This window comes from Ruminococcus sp. RTP21484sp1_RTP21277st1_D2_RTP21277_210401, assembly GCF_040924225.1.
In the GTDB taxonomy this organism is placed as follows: Bacteria; Bacillota; Clostridia; order Lachnospirales; family Lachnospiraceae; genus Blautia_A; species Blautia_A faecis.
The window spans coordinates 18,805-33,170 of record NZ_JBCOMJ010000011.1 but is presented as its reverse complement, the minus strand read 5'-3'; the positions used below and the strand labels follow the sequence as shown (position 1 = coordinate 33,170).

Here is a 14,366-nt window from a genome sequence, read left to right as displayed (position 1 = left end):
CTTATTGGATTATATTATATTTAAATGTGTTTTTCATTGGATTATTTCTGATTTTTATTGTATAATATCGTAAAAACATTAATTTTCTATTTTTTCGGGGCACTTCCCAGAGCGGTTCGAAAAAGGTTTTCTGCAAAATATACCGCAAAGTGGGACGAGCAGATTGCGGGAATGATTTTCAAACAGGCTCCAGGTCTCGATTTGAGGATAAACAAGATATGAAAGAAACCAACGTATATACCAAAATTATTACCGACGAAAATTTAATGGAGACCATTCCCCACGGAAGCCAGGACTATCCCTTTCGCTACTATTATGAGCATTTAGCCCAATTTGATTTTAACTGCATAGACTGGCACTGGCATACGGAGCTGGAATTTGTGTATATTCAATCCGGAACCGTAACTGCATGGATTGGGGAAAAACAGCTGGAGCTGCCAGCTGACAGCGGCATTTTTATTAATTCCAAATTCCTTCACCGTTTTTCCTCTCCTGTGGATGCTGTCATCCCAAACTTTCTCTGCATGCCCTCTTTCCTTGCAGCTACAGACAGCTATATTTACCAGAATTATGTGAAGCCTATCATTTCATCGAATATTCCTTTTTGGATTTTTCGCAGGGAGATTTCCTGGCAGGCCAAAGTTCTTGATCTTATGAAGCAGATTATTTCTGCGCAGACTTCCGGTTCTTCCTGCCATCTTCTGACCTCTGCCCTTATGCAGCAGCTCTGGCTGGAAATATACAAGCATACAGACCTTTCCACTACACCGGAAATCACTGGACAATTCTCTGTAAACCGCGCAAGACTCCAGCTGATGATGCAGTTTATTCACGAAAATTACAGAAGAAATCTTTCCCTGGACGAAATTGCTGCACAGTCTATGATCAGCAAAAGCTCTGCCTTAAATCTTTTTCGGAGCTATCTGCACATCACGCCGGTTAACTATCTAATAAACTATCGGCTGAAACAGGCTGCTCTTCTGCTCTCCCATACAGAGAAAAAAGTCAGCACCATTTCAGCCGAAACTGGTTTTCACAATGTAGATTATTTTTGCAGAGCCTTCAAAAAACACTACCAGGTGACACCTGGGGAATATCGGAAAGAAAAGTGGGATAAATAGCTGTTATTTGTTATTTTTACATTTCGCATTCAGTGCATTCACAACAGCGTCATAAAGCGGTTTCGCCTGCGGTGCAGCCCCAAGCAGCTCTGCCACTTCATAAACACCATATGCGGTTGCATACAGGCGGACTTTCTTTACCTTTTTATCAAGTACAAATGTCTTTCCAAATACCGGGAACGTGTGATCAAGGTAACAGAATCCTTATTCTCCCAGAGACACAGTCTGGCTCATGAGTGGTCACCTCCATCTGGTAATTTATTTAAACTCAGTTTAGCATGTTGCCATATGTAAAACAAGTTAGATCGTCACATAAAGATAATTGAACACCAGCTTTCTCTGATACTCATAATACTTCGCCTTTTTCTTGATCATTTCCATTACAGCACGGTCAACCTCGTCACCGCGAAGGTCGAAAGGATTGTAGGAATTGACATTGTCCCGGATCCGCAGGATGCATTCACCGTTGTTATCCATTACTTTTACGGATACATAATATTTCTTATCTGTTTCGCCGATACCAAATTTCATAATATTCAGAAGCAGCTCCTCCACGATCAGATGGATAAAGAAGGACTGTTTAAAATCAAGTTCCCATTCATCGCACAACCCTTCCAGATTCTGGGACATTTTTTCCATACTGCCTTCCTCGATGGGATAATATTCCTCAAAAACCCGGTTGGTAAAACTGTATTTTTCTTTTATGTAATCTTTTATTTTTCCAAATATCTGTATTGCCAAAACCAGCAGCAGGCAAATTCCCTCACTTATCACATACACAAGCGCAAGCCCTACAATACCCTTTTTCTCAATCAGCAAAAATCCGGCCACCAGCATGAGAATGAAGTTGCGTAAAACAGATAAACCGGAAGCGCATCTTGTCTTTCCTATTGTTTGCCAGAAGGACGTGGTTACCACATTCACTCCTGCCAGAGCCACACTTAATGCGTAAATACGAAACGCCACTGTTGCTGTTTCCAATGCCTGGCCATCATTCAGACCAAAGAAAACCAGAATATTCTTTGCGCCGGCAGCAAAAAACAATGCCATAAGCATTCCTGCAGCTGCAACGATCCGCAGTCCATCGTGGTACACTGCCAGCATTCCTTTCCAGTCCTTCTCACCGCCTAAAATAGAGATAACCGTAGATGCCGCGGCTCCGGCACCGTCAAACATGGCCCCCGGAATGGTGCTCATGGTATAAATAACGCCAAATACAGCCACAGAAAAAGTGCCATTTTCAGAATTTTCCTTTAACAGCATGGTATTAAACACCAGCATAACCACCGCCTGAAAAATAAATGCAGAGCCTACGCCAAATCCATTTTCCACATATTCTTTGATCTCATTTCCTGTAGGAATGTGAAAATGAAAGCTTAAAAGCGCCTGCTTGTTCCAAAAATGAGTAAGCAGAATCAGAGTTCCTACTGTTTCCGCAATACATAAAGACGCCGAAGCCCCAACCAGTCCCCAGTTCAGCACTTTCATAAACAGCAAATCTAGGCTTAAATTTGTGACAATAACGCCAGCTGAAGAAATGGCAGCCAACTTTGGTGCGCCGTCTGTACGCACTGCTATGGAAAGAATATTATACACTACATAAATCGGGGCAAAAGCAAATACCACAGTCAGATACTGCAGTGCCTGTGGCAAAAGCTCCGGTGTGGCACCAAGCAGACTGCATAATGCGCTGCGAAATACGAGCGATGCTGCTGCGAAAAGCACACCTGTTATCAGTCCTGCACTTAATACGGAGCCGAAAACCCGATTTGCACCTTTCAGATCTGCTTCACCAAGTTTTTTCCCAATTAAGACGCCTGCACCGCCGCCTAAGGTGATTCCCATAAGTAGATAAAGCAGAAATACCGGTGTTGCAATGTTCGCCACAGCCAGGCCGGTACTGCCTATAAAATTTCCTACCAGAGTAGCATCCACAAGGGTGGATACGGTAACCCCAAGAGAAGAACATACTCCCCAGAATAAAAAGGTTCTGTATGCACTTTTTGCATAGTTTGTTTCCATATAATTTTCCTCCTGCCCATCACTTCCCAATAATAAAATTATATCGTTCATTTCTGTTTAAAACAATACTATTTTTATATGAAAGTCAGCTGTTCCGCGCCTATGGCACTCCCACAGCTGCCGACCGCATTCGTAATCCGGGCTATCGCCCTACTTACTCATACGGTCTAGCCCGTCCGATACCCAAGAATTCGCTGATGCAAGCATGGCTCATTCTTGGTTGCCGTCCAGGACTTTCATAGCAAGTAAAAAAACGAGCCATCCTCCACAAACGCAGATTCCTGCATTCATGGTTCGGACGGCCCGTGTAATTTTACCGAATAAAGTAAGTCCCCTGCTGGGGTTGCGAATATCCGCTTGACTTTTTAGATTTCAGCTAATTTCAGCAGATCCGGAATCTTGGACTCCCAGCCAAGTGCCATGATATGAACACCCTGGCAGTATGGCTTGCACTCTTTGATAATACGTGCAGCGATCTCAACACCGGTAATTCCAGCTTTTGTCTTTTCTTTGTCAGCCTTCAGTTCCTCAATCATCTCATCCGGAACATGAATGCCGGCAACATTGTTATTCATGAATTTCGCCATTCCAGCGGACTTCGGAATAATAATTCCAACCTGTACAGGTTTTCCGAACTGTTTTGCTCTTTCCATAAATTTGATAAATTTCTCCGGCTCAAATACAGCCTGTGTCTGGAAATAATCAGCACCAGCAGCAACCTTTCTCTCCATCTTTGCAAGCTGTGCATCAACAGAATCACTGCATGGAGAAACAACAGCACCCTTGGAGAATTTCGGAGGCTCTCCAACAAGCTGGTTTCCACCAAGATCTACGCCAGACTCCAGAAGCTTCACTGTGTGAAGAAGAGATACGGAATCAAGGTCGAATACCGGTTTTGCCTGAGGATGATCGCCCATTTTAGTATGATCACCGGTAAGACAGAGAATATTGTCAATACCAAACATAGCAGCGCTGAGAAGGTCAGACTCCAGAGCGATACGGTTTCTGTCACGGCATGCAAGCTGGAAGATCGGATTCATGCCTGCATCTTTGAGAACCTTACACATTGCAAGAGATCCAAGACGCATAACAGAAGACTGGTTATCTGTTACGTTAACTGCATGAACACCTGTAAGGTATGTTTTGGCTTCTTCTACCAGCTCATCTACATGGATTCCTTTCGGCGGTCCTACTTCTGCTGAAACTGCAAATTCACCACGATCGAATAATTCTTTCATTTTCATATTATATTTGCTCCAATCATTAAAAATTTAGGATTAACCTTTTATTTCACATCATCATCTGTAGCAAAATTGTGGATCTGTGTCGGGCATTTCAGCATATCAAGGCGTCCAATCTCTTTCAGGCGTCTGTAAATACGCTCCCATCCACACTCCATTTCACTGTCCACTTCGCATTTTCCATTCTTGGAACCGCCGCACTGGCCATTCACAAGGCTCTTGGAACATGCTGTGATCGGGCAGATTCCACCTGTCAGATTCAGATAACACTCACCGCACTGATCGCATTTATATTCTAATGGTGTCACTCCCTGGAAACCAGGTACCGGATATGTATCACAGGCAGCACAGACCATCTTATCTTCCAGATATTCAGAAATTGTCTGCACACCAACACCACAGGAAAATACAAGAACCATATCTGCTTCCTGAATTTTGCTCATATGTTTCTGAAGACGCAGCTCCATATTTTCCGGATTACAAATATAATCAGTAGTCATAATTCCTGTCACATTTCCTTCAGCGGAAAGCTCCTTCTGAAGTTCAACAGCTTCTTTTTCCGGAAAATGAACCTCTTTACATCCATGACAGTTAATAATGAAAACTTTTTTTCCGGCTGTCAGTGATGTGATTGCTTCTTTTGCTTTTAACTGGGTAATCAACATATCACTTCATCCCCCTTACTGCATTTTTTCCGGCTTTAATACTGTCGATGATCGGAATCTTGGAAGAACAGATATACTGACAGCATCTGCACTCAACACAATCCATAACATTCATGTCCTTCATGCCCTGCCAGTTCTCGTCTTTGGCATATTTTACAAAGTACAGCGGAGACAGCTCCATCGGACAGACATCTACACAGCGTCCGCATTTGATACATGGCTGCTCTTTGGTCTCATCTGTATCAATTGCAATGATACCGTTGGATCCCTTCATCATAGGTACATCCAGTGTATTCAGAGGGAATCCCATCATAGGTCCGCCCATCTTAACCAGAACATCCTCATCTGTAAATCCACCACAGTAGTCAATCAGCTCTCTTACGCTTGTACCAATTTTGATGATAAAGTTTCCAGGATTCTTGATCTTCTCACCTGTAACAGTTGCAACACGCTCAATCAGAGGCATTCCTGTCTGGATTGCGTCTGAAATTGCCTTTACTGTACTGATATTATCTACTACAACACCAACATCTGCCGGAAGACCGCCGCTTGGAACAATTCTGCCCATAACACGCTTGATCAGAGTTTTCTCAGCGCCCTGTGGGTATTTGGTTCTGGCAACAAATACTTCCATATCTCCGATATTGGCAACTTTTTCCTGCATTAATTCAATGGCATCCGGCTTATTATCCTCAATAACAATGATACCCTTCTGGGCGCCGGTTGTCTTAAGGACTGCTCTCAGACCAAAAATAATATCATCTGCATACTCAAGAAGCACTCTGTGGTCTGCTGTCAAAAGCGGCTCACATTCGCATCCATTGAGAAGGATGGTATCAACTGGTTTCGCCGGTTTCAGCTTGACACAGGTCGGGAAACCTGCACCACCCATACCAACGATTCCTGCTTCACGAATGATATCAATGATTTCATCCGGAGTAAGCTTGTCAAGGTCTCCATGTGGCTGTACGGATTCGTGCAGAGTATTTTTTCCATCCGATTCAATAACAACAGCCATCACTTCACTGCCTCTTGTGCCGTGCATACGAGGTTCAACAGCAACTACCGTTCCGCTTACGCTGGAATGTACAGGAGCGCTGATAAATCCGGCAGCTTCGCCGATTTTCTGACCGACTTTTACAATGTCACCAACCTGAACGATGGGATTCGCCGGAGCACCCAGATGCTGAGACATGGAAATTACAACCGTCTTCGGATCCGGGAACTTCTTAAGAGCAATGTGCTCACTGAATTCCTTGCGCTCTGACGGATGAACACCACCATAATAACCATCCAGTCTGTTTTCTCTGATTGATTTCACATAATCATTGATCACCTTGAAATTAACCTTGGAGAAATCACGAACCTGTACGGGCTGATTAAGGAATTCTTCCAGACGTCCCTGTTTCGCCAGTCTCTGGTAAATTTTCTCCCATGCGCAGTCCTTATTGGGATCTACTTCGCACTTTCCATTCTTTGCTCCTCCACACTGACCATTCACAAGACTCTTGGAACAGTCAACGATGGGACAGACACCACCGGTAATATTCAGATAACACTGTGCACATGCATCACAGCTCTTCTTGGTAAGTGCCATGCCATGATGACCTCTGTAGTTAAGGGTATTGCTTGCAGCAACAACCGGCTTACCTGCCAGATCCGCAACAGTCTGAATACCAAGACCACAGGAAATTACTACCACATTCTCTGTTCCTTCCGGAAGCAGATCCTGCAATTTTCTTTCTGTATGCATTTTGTTGCATAAGAAATCAACTTTCGCACTACCTGTGACAGTCTTTCCCTGCTCCTTTGCAAACTTCAGGAATTCATCGCAATCCGGTTCCTCAACCGTCTCAAATTCCTTAAAGCACTTATTACAGGCAATCACAAACAGGTTGTCCTTGCCGTTCAGCACTGATGCAAGCTCATCACTGCTTTTCAGCTTGTACTTAGTATAATTTTCCAATTGCTCACCTTCCTTATAATAGAAATTATATTCTTATACTATCTGTTCTTATCCGTTCCCTCCACAAAAAAACTTATAAAATCAGATAAATAAGTTACATGTTTTTTCCTATATAATATAACATAAACTGACTATTTTATCCAGACTTTGTGACTATTCTTAACCATACTGTTTTTATTTTTTACAAAATCATTCCTGGATGTGTTATAATTGGGATATCTGTTGAATAACCGTTAATAAAGATACTTATGAGGTGTAATATTTATGAGATACAAAGATGAATTCCATATCGCATCCACAGCGGTTCTGCTTAGTATGGCTATGTTTGGAATTTCCGTAGTGGTTCCCAAGGAGAGCCGTGTTCCCACAGCCAAGACCACTTTGACAGAAGCACCGGAAACTGCAGCTGAACAGGCTGAACAGGCTGAATTTCCGATTTACAGCCAGGACAGCAACTATAACAGTTCTTACGATAGCAGCCAGAACGATACTTCTTATGACAGCAGCCAGGTAGACGGCAGCTATGATAATTCAGATACGGATTCCTCTGACAGTGGTCAGATTACTTATCCTACAGAAGATTCCGAAGACAGTTCAGGAAGCGACACTACCGATAATACCGATATTCCTGATTATACAGAGGATCCTTCAGAGGACTACGGAACAGAAGACAGCGGAGACCTTGATTATACAGAGGATGGCTCTGGTACCGGTTCCGATAATAGAGACAGCTCATCCGATACTTCCGGTCAGGATATTGAATACTATGAATAACAAAATCCCCGAAAATTTCGGGGATTTTGTTTTACCTGATCTTATTCAAAAATCCAAATGGTTCCTTATCTTCCAGAAAATGCATCAGCATATATGCCGTCATGATCGCTACATTCTCTTCCTTCAGAATCCGCTTCACTTCCTCGCGGTCCGCCAGAATCACTTCAATCTCTTCCGTATCTTCCTGTGCCTTGGAACTGATTTCGCCGCTGGCATATCCATATACAGTCGCACAAGACTCGTCTGTCATTCCTACAGTAGTGAAATAGGGCTTCTGGTAAGCTTCTGCTACCGGAATAGGATCAAGCTTCAGTCCGGTTTCCTCGTACATTTCACGAATTGCGCCTTCATGGTAATTCTCATCTGGCTCTACCAGACCAGCTGGAAATTCATAAATATAATCACCTAATGTATAACGATACTGGCGAATCAACACCACTTTGTCATGTTTTTCGCCATAAATGCTATAAATGATCACACCGTCCGGATTGTTCTTATGTGTCACCATTTTCAGGCTGTCTACATCTTTTGCACGGGAAGACACAAAATAGTTTACCGGGGTATTGTGCACACTGGTGGCTTTTACATTATAAAGGTTTACATAACGATTATCTGTCTGTTTGGTAATGCTGTTGATTTTTCCCATAGGAACCTCTTTTCGTCAGTTCTTGCTGTTCTGGTCAGAGGTCTCGCTAGAGCGTGTTTGAAAAAGGCTTTCTGCAAGATGTGCGTCACAATTTGTGGGAGATTTTGTCCGGATAAGGGCGCCGTAGCGGGCTACGGCAACCGAATTCGGGCAAAATATACCGCAAAGTGGGGCGTGCAGATTGCGGGAATGATTTTTCAAACAGGCTCTAGATCTCACCAAGGAACAGAGAATCAGTCACCGCGAAGAATCACACGGATTCTTTTATAAATAAAGAACACGATCACTGAGGTTAATGTGTATTTAAATAAATTGAATGGTACAAGAATCATAATTGCAAAAGTAAGAAGGTTGGTTACACCGCTGTGTACTGCTGCACCCATTTCAATAAATGCCTGTACCGGCATTCCAAATGCCTTGCCGTATGCCGGAAGAAGTACAAATGCGTTTACAAAGCATGCAAGCACTGTGGTAAGAATTACACCTGCTGCCATACCTGCCACTGCGTGTGTTCTTGTCTTCTTATGCTGATAACGATAAATCAGTCCGGCTGGAACTACATAAGAACAGCCAAAGAGGAAGTTTGCCACATCACCAACGCCTGCTGTCATAGTTCCCTTGGTTACCAGATGTACCAGAATTTTCACCAGTTCAATCAGTATACCTGCTACAGGTCCCATTGCAAAAGAACCGATCAGTGCTGGAATCTCAGAGAAATCCAACTGATAAAAGGACGGTGCCAGAAATGGCAGCGGTACCTCAAAATTCATCAACACACCTGCCACAGCACCTAACATTGCTACCTGGGCAATGGTTCTGGTGCGGCTTCGCTCCATTACGTTTCCATTTTTGATTACTTGTTCGCTCATACTCATTGCTCCTTAAATTATAATATTTAAAGAAAATTTCTGCAAGTATGGGATTAAAATGTTACCAGTAAACAGTAACGGTTACTGTTCACTGGTAACGTTCCGCGAGGTGTTTTTTGTGAACAAAGTTCACAGAAAACCCGAGAATTGCCGCGCGAAATCATGCGAATGCATGATTTCTGTGCATCGCGAAGCGTGTTACTGTGAACGGAGTGAACAGTAACCAGTAACGTTAAAATCACCACATAAAAAGCCCCGGAATCTCTTCCGGGGCAATGAGCACGTACAAAAAAATATCAACCGATCTAAATATTCTGCGCGTTCTTCTCTCATCCAGACTTTACTGTCGGTTTTGGAATTTCACCAAATCAGCCGCCAAAGCGGGTCGCGGACTATACCGCCGGTAGGGAATTTCGATTTCCAAGGATTTCGATCACCCTGCCCCGAAGAAATTTTCTTTTCATGGTGGATTATACAATAGAAATAAGATAATTTCAATAGGAAATCTATTTGTACATCTATTTCATATTTTCTATTATATATCTATTATCATTTGTCTTTATTTGTCTCCACCACATGTACATCCATCTGCGGATACGGAATGGAAATTCCGTTGGCATCAAAAGATTCTTTGATTTTCTCATTGAGGCGCCATTTGATCTTCCAGTATTTATCGGTAGGCACCCAGACGCGAAGACCCATGACTACGGCACTGTCAGCAAGTTCGTCTACAAAGACCAGCATGTCTTTGTCCGATTTGGTTCCGGGATCTTCCTGTAAAATGTGCTGCAAAAGCTTTTTTGCTTTCTTAATATCGGAATCATAGGAAATTCCCACTTTGATTTCCAGGTTACGCAAATTCTGCGCAGTTACATTGATAATGGTGCTGTTGGATAATTTTCCATTTGGAATGATTACGTGCTTATTGTCAATGGTGATCAGGGTCGTATAGAACATCTCAACCTTATATACGGTTCCCTCCGTTCCATCAGCCTGATCCTGTATAATATAATCTCCTACCTGAAAAGGCTTAAACAAAAGCAGCATAACGCCGCCAGACAGATTCTCCAGACCGCCCTGCAAAGCAAGACCGATGGTAACGCCGGCAGTTCCCAGAAGAGCTGCTACGGAAGATTCCTTCACACCGAAATTAGTAGCTATATTAAAAATCAGAATCAGATACAGCAAAAATTTCCCAAAAGAACAGATGAACTGGGCAACCCCCATGTCTATGCCGGCCTTTTCCATGGAACGCTTCGCAACCTTCAGCAGCCACTTGATCAGCTTTGTTCCCACATAAAACGCTACAATAGAAAGAACCACTTTCATTCCGAAGCTGATCAAATCCGGAATATGACCGTTAAAGTAAGCCTTGATCTGATCCCAGTTGGAGTTTACTTTATCCACTGTTTCCTGGACAGTCTCCTGAACTGCATTCTCTATAACCTGTCCTTCCAAATTCCCATCTCCTTTTTTCAGTCCTTTCCCACAAACAACTTTGTCCCTTGTTATCCAAAAACAATTTCGTCCACCCCGCTCAAAATCGCAAAAGCGGCAGGAACTAATACCCATTTAAAACAGAGCAATCTGTCCTGTTTTCCACAGGAAATTCATTTTGGAAGCAAATTATCCACCGTCTACTGCAAGACTCTCCACAGTATCAACTGCGCTGCCAGAATTAACGGCACACCCAGGCGAAATTTCCACTTTCTGGTTTTATGATGAAAAAACTGCATTCCAAGAAGAGCCCCAGCGGAACCGCCAATGGCAGCCACCGCAAGAAGCTGAGCCTCTGGGATGCGCCACTGTTTTCTGATGGCTTTCTGCTTGTCCATGCCGTACATCCCGAAGGCTGCGATATTAACTAAAACCAGATACACAACAAGCATATTTTCTAACATTTTAATCCAACTCTCTAATTCCTCTGCCAAACACGCTATAAAGCGTGTTTGAAAAAGGCTTTCTGCAAGGCAATGTCAAGAGAAGAGAAATAATGCTTTCCCTCTTCTCTTTATTTATTTAACCCTTTCATAGAAAGGCTGATCCGGTTCTTCTTCTCATCCACACCGAGAACACGAACCTCCACAACATCTCCGACGCTTACAGCTTCCAACGGATGTTTGATAAATTTTTCACTCATCTGGGAAATATGAACAAGTCCGTCCTGATGAACTCCGATATCAACAAAAGCTCCGAAATCGATTACGTTGCGGACAGTTCCTTTCAGGATCATACCCTCTTTCAGATCCTTGATATCCAGTACATCTGTGCGGAGAATCGGCTTCGGCATCTCATCACGCGGATCTCGTGCCGGTTTCTCCAGCTCTTTTACAATATCCCGAAGAGTGATCTCTCCAATTTCCAGTTCATCAGCAGTCTTCTTGTAATCCCTGATCTGTCTGGAAAGTCCGGCAAGCTTGCCTCCTGCAATATCCTCAGCGGAATATCCCAGTTTCTCAAGAAGCCTGGAAGCCGCCTCATAGCTCTCCGGGTGAACGCTTGTCGCGTCAAGAGGATTGGAGCCGCCTGTAATACGCATGAAACCAGCGCACTGCTCGAATGCTTTCGGTCCAAGCTTCGCAACCTTCAGAAGATCTTTTCGGCTTGTGAAACGGCCATTCTCCTCACGGTAAATTACAATGTTCTTTGCAATAGCCTTGGAAACACCGGAAATATACTCAAGAAGGGAAGCAGAAGCAGTATTTAAATCCACACCTACTTTATTTACAGAATCCTCAACCACACCTGTCAGAGCCTCGCCAAGCTTCTTCTGGTTCATATCATGCTGATACTGCCCTACACCAATGGATTTCGGATCGATCTTAACCAGCTCAGCCAGAGGATCCTGCACACGTCTTGCAATGGAGGTAGCACTTCTCTGTCCTACATCAAAATTTGGGAATTCGTCTGTAGCAAGCTTGCTTGCAGAGTAAACAGAAGCACCTGCCTCATTTGTAATCACATACTGAACCTTCGCTTCCGGAATCTCCTTCAGCATATCAACAATAACCTGCTCAGACTCTCTGGAAGCAGTACCATTTCCAACAGAAATCAGGGAAATGCCATACTTCTTGATCATAGCTTCTACTGTATCCTTCGCAGCGCGAATCTTCTTCTCGTTAGTAGGAGCAGTTGGATAAACAACTGTGGTATCCAGAACTTTTCCAGTAGGATCTACAACGGCCAGCTTACAGCCTGTACGGAAGGCCGGATCCCATCCAAGGACAGTCTGTCCGGCGATTGGAGGCTGCATGAGAAGCTGCTCCAGATTTTTGCCAAATACTTTGATGGCTCCGTCCTCTGCCTTCTCAGTCAAGTCACTTCTGATCTCGCGCTCGATTGCAGGAGCGATCAGACGCTTGTAACTGTCCTCTGTCACTTCTTTCAGAATCGGTGTAGTAAATGGATTGTCTCGGGTGATCACCTGCTTCTCAAGGTAACGAAGAATATCTTCTTCTGGTGCAGCTACCTTGATAGTGAGGAATTTCTCTTTCTCACCACGGTTCAGCGCCAGCACACGATGTCCAGCCAGCTTCTTCACCGGCTCCTCAAACTCATAATACATCTCGTATACAGACTGTGCCTCCGGATCTTTTGCCGTAGAACTGATGGTTCCTTTTTTTGCAGTAAGATCACGGATGTGGATTCGATAATCTGCCTCATCGGAAATATGCTCTGCAATAATGTCCTTTGCACCAGCAATGGCATCTGCCACAGAAGCAACCTCTTTTTCCTCGGAAACAAAGGCTTCTGCTTCTTCCTCGATGGACTTGCCTGTCATCTGAAGCATAATAATATTTGCCAGCGGCTCCAGACCTTTTTCCTTGGCAATTGTTGCCCTGGTACGTCTCTTCGGACGGTACGGACGATAAAGATCCTCTACCACTACCAGTGTCTGTGCTGCCAGGATCTGTGCTTTCAGCTCTTCTGTCAGTTTTCCCTGGTCCTCAATGCTGGAAAGAACCTGATTCTTCTTGTCTTCCAGATTTCGAAGATAAGTCAGTCTCTCGTTCAGGTTACGAAGCTGCTCATCATTTAAGGTTCCAGTAGCTTCTTTTCTATATCGTGAAATAAAAGGGATGGTGTTTCCCTCATCGATCAATTTAACAGCAGCTTCTACCTGCCATTTCTGCACCCCAAGTTCCTGGGTGATTACCTGTAAAATATCCATTTTTTCAATCTCCTCTTGTTGCTTGTATTTCTAATTTCTGTAACCGTCATTATTTTCTGTATCATATCCGTTTCCAGAATCATTGGTCCAGTTATGAAAGCCGCCGTCAGCAGTTCCATCTCCTGGCAGTCTGTAGTCCAGTTCCCCATCCAGATCCCGATAAAATGCCACCATGGACATTTCCATATAAGGCATGATCCAGAAAAGTGCAATATAGAACGTGAACACAGATAATAACAAAAGCGGGATAAAGCTGAGATTCAGCTTCACATATCTCCAGATATTTCCCTTCATCAGCCTTGCGCTCTCTTTCAGTGCCTGGATTCCTCCAAGCTCTGTGTCATCCGCCATGAGAAAGTAGGTCATGGCAAATGGAAGGGAAATAAGAAAATTCAGCAAAGTGCTTACAGCCAGCAGTCCCAGAGTCATGGAAAGCCACTGGATCTGGGAATCCACAGTCAGTCCCGGATCTGTGGTAAAGCTCACATAATAGTAAGGGATTGCTGTGACCAGCTGGATCAGCGCCAGCACAAAGCCTGCAACGATCACCCTGTCTGGCTGGTTTTTGAAAAAGTAGCCCAGATCTCCCAGAGAAAACTCCTTTCCCCTGGAAATATTCAAAAGCATATACCCCAGACCAGCGGAAATGATCCCCACGATCAGTGACACCACCAGCATAAATACTTCACTGAGAACCAGATCCAGCGCGGATGTGCCAGAAAATAAATTGGTAGAAAGGATTGTTCCTAAAGTATTCAGACCATACACTGCCAGAAGCCCAAGGATCACAGTTCCAACATGTCCCTGCAATGCCTTTTTTGCCTGCAGTTTGATTTCCTTCGTACTTCTTTTTTTCATAATCATCATTCTCCTTTGCAGTGAAACAGCAGG

At 43.7% G+C, this 14,366-nt stretch carries 14 protein-coding genes and 1 riboswitch; of the genes, 4 read left to right on the top strand and 10 right to left on the bottom strand.

The genetic code is table 11. The features are described from left to right. Positions 1-57: 57 nt before the first annotated feature. Together AB5706_RS09170 and AB5706_RS09165 are read left to right on the top strand one after the other, a co-directional pair. Positions 58-222: a DUF6783 domain-containing protein gene (locus AB5706_RS09170; RefSeq protein ID WP_368072602.1), complete on the top strand. Its 165-nt coding sequence runs from the start codon at positions 58-60 to the stop codon at positions 220-222. Beyond that, on the top strand, positions 219-1,121 hold the full coding sequence (locus AB5706_RS09165; protein WP_368366004.1) for an AraC family transcriptional regulator: 903 nt from the start codon (positions 219-221) through the stop codon (positions 1,119-1,121). Before AB5706_RS09170 ends, AB5706_RS09165 begins: the two co-directional genes overlap by 4 nt. 300 nt (positions 1,122-1,421) lie before the next feature. Here AB5706_RS09165 and AB5706_RS09160 read toward each other — a convergent pair whose 3' ends face one another. The 4 genes from AB5706_RS09160 to rsxC all read right to left on the bottom strand — a co-directional run bounded on the left by AB5706_RS09160 (position 1,422) and on the right by rsxC (position 7,015). After that, a complete protein-coding gene (locus tag AB5706_RS09160) occupies positions 1,422-3,143 on the bottom strand; it encodes an MATE family efflux transporter (protein WP_368366003.1) in 1,722 nt (573 codons plus the stop codon). Positions 3,144-3,508: 365 nt separating this feature from the next. Then, positions 3,509-4,387, bottom strand: coding sequence for a methylenetetrahydrofolate reductase (locus tag AB5706_RS09155; RefSeq protein WP_368366002.1), 879 nt, complete (start codon positions 4,385-4,387; stop codon positions 3,509-3,511). 41 nt (positions 4,388-4,428) lie between these two features. Next, positions 4,429-5,049, bottom strand: coding sequence for a methylenetetrahydrofolate reductase C-terminal domain-containing protein (locus tag AB5706_RS09150; protein ID WP_368366001.1), 621 nt, complete (start codon positions 5,047-5,049; stop codon positions 4,429-4,431). A gap of 1 nt (position 5,050) precedes the next feature. Then, positions 5,051-7,015: an electron transport complex subunit RsxC gene (gene rsxC / locus AB5706_RS09145; RefSeq protein WP_368366000.1), complete on the bottom strand. Its 1,965-nt coding sequence runs from the start codon at positions 7,013-7,015 to the stop codon at positions 5,051-5,053. 264 nt (positions 7,016-7,279) lie between these two features. Between rsxC and AB5706_RS09140 the strand changes: the two genes are divergently transcribed. Then, positions 7,280-7,789, top strand: a complete 510-nt coding sequence (locus tag AB5706_RS09140; RefSeq protein ID WP_368365999.1) for a hypothetical protein — start codon at positions 7,280-7,282, stop codon at positions 7,787-7,789. 31 nt (positions 7,790-7,820) lie between these two features. Here the strand turns inward: AB5706_RS09140 and AB5706_RS09135 are convergent, their stop codons facing one another. Continuing rightward, positions 7,821-8,435 (bottom strand): NUDIX hydrolase, encoded by a 615-nt coding sequence (locus AB5706_RS09135; RefSeq protein WP_118580392.1) that lies wholly within the window; start codon positions 8,433-8,435, stop codon positions 7,821-7,823. On the opposite strand from AB5706_RS09135, the gene AB5706_RS23095 reads away from it, so the two are divergent. After that, the gene (locus AB5706_RS23095; protein WP_472515477.1) at positions 8,355-8,705 is read left to right on the top strand and encodes a DUF6783 domain-containing protein; all 351 of its coding nucleotides are present in this window, start codon (positions 8,355-8,357) and stop codon (positions 8,703-8,705) included. The two genes, AB5706_RS09135 and AB5706_RS23095, sit on opposite strands and share 81 nt — an antisense overlap. Here AB5706_RS23095 and AB5706_RS09120 read toward each other — a convergent pair. The 5 genes from AB5706_RS09120 to AB5706_RS09100 form a co-directional block, all read right to left on the bottom strand. Next, on the bottom strand, positions 8,669-9,304 hold the full coding sequence (locus AB5706_RS09120) for an ECF transporter S component (RefSeq protein ID WP_118580386.1): 636 nt from the start codon (positions 9,302-9,304) through the stop codon (positions 8,669-8,671). The two genes, AB5706_RS23095 and AB5706_RS09120, sit on opposite strands and share 37 nt — an antisense overlap. Positions 9,305-9,621: 317 nt before the next feature. Further along, positions 9,622-9,759: riboswitch (FMN riboswitch) on the bottom strand. 94 nt (positions 9,760-9,853) lie between these two features. Then, positions 9,854-10,762 (bottom strand): mechanosensitive ion channel family protein, encoded by a 909-nt coding sequence (locus AB5706_RS09115; RefSeq protein WP_233456050.1) that lies wholly within the window; start codon positions 10,760-10,762, stop codon positions 9,854-9,856. Between the two features lie 179 nt (positions 10,763-10,941). After that, positions 10,942-11,205 (bottom strand): DUF1294 domain-containing protein, encoded by a 264-nt coding sequence (locus AB5706_RS09110; RefSeq protein WP_173716542.1) that lies wholly within the window; start codon positions 11,203-11,205, stop codon positions 10,942-10,944. A 110-nt stretch (positions 11,206-11,315) separates the two neighbouring features. After that, positions 11,316-13,475 (bottom strand): Tex family protein, encoded by a 2,160-nt coding sequence (locus tag AB5706_RS09105; protein ID WP_173716543.1) that lies wholly within the window; start codon positions 13,473-13,475, stop codon positions 11,316-11,318. A gap of 30 nt (positions 13,476-13,505) precedes the next feature. Continuing rightward, positions 13,506-14,333, bottom strand: coding sequence for a DUF975 family protein (locus AB5706_RS09100; protein WP_173716544.1), 828 nt, complete (start codon positions 14,331-14,333; stop codon positions 13,506-13,508). Positions 14,334-14,366: the final 33 nt, after the last annotated feature.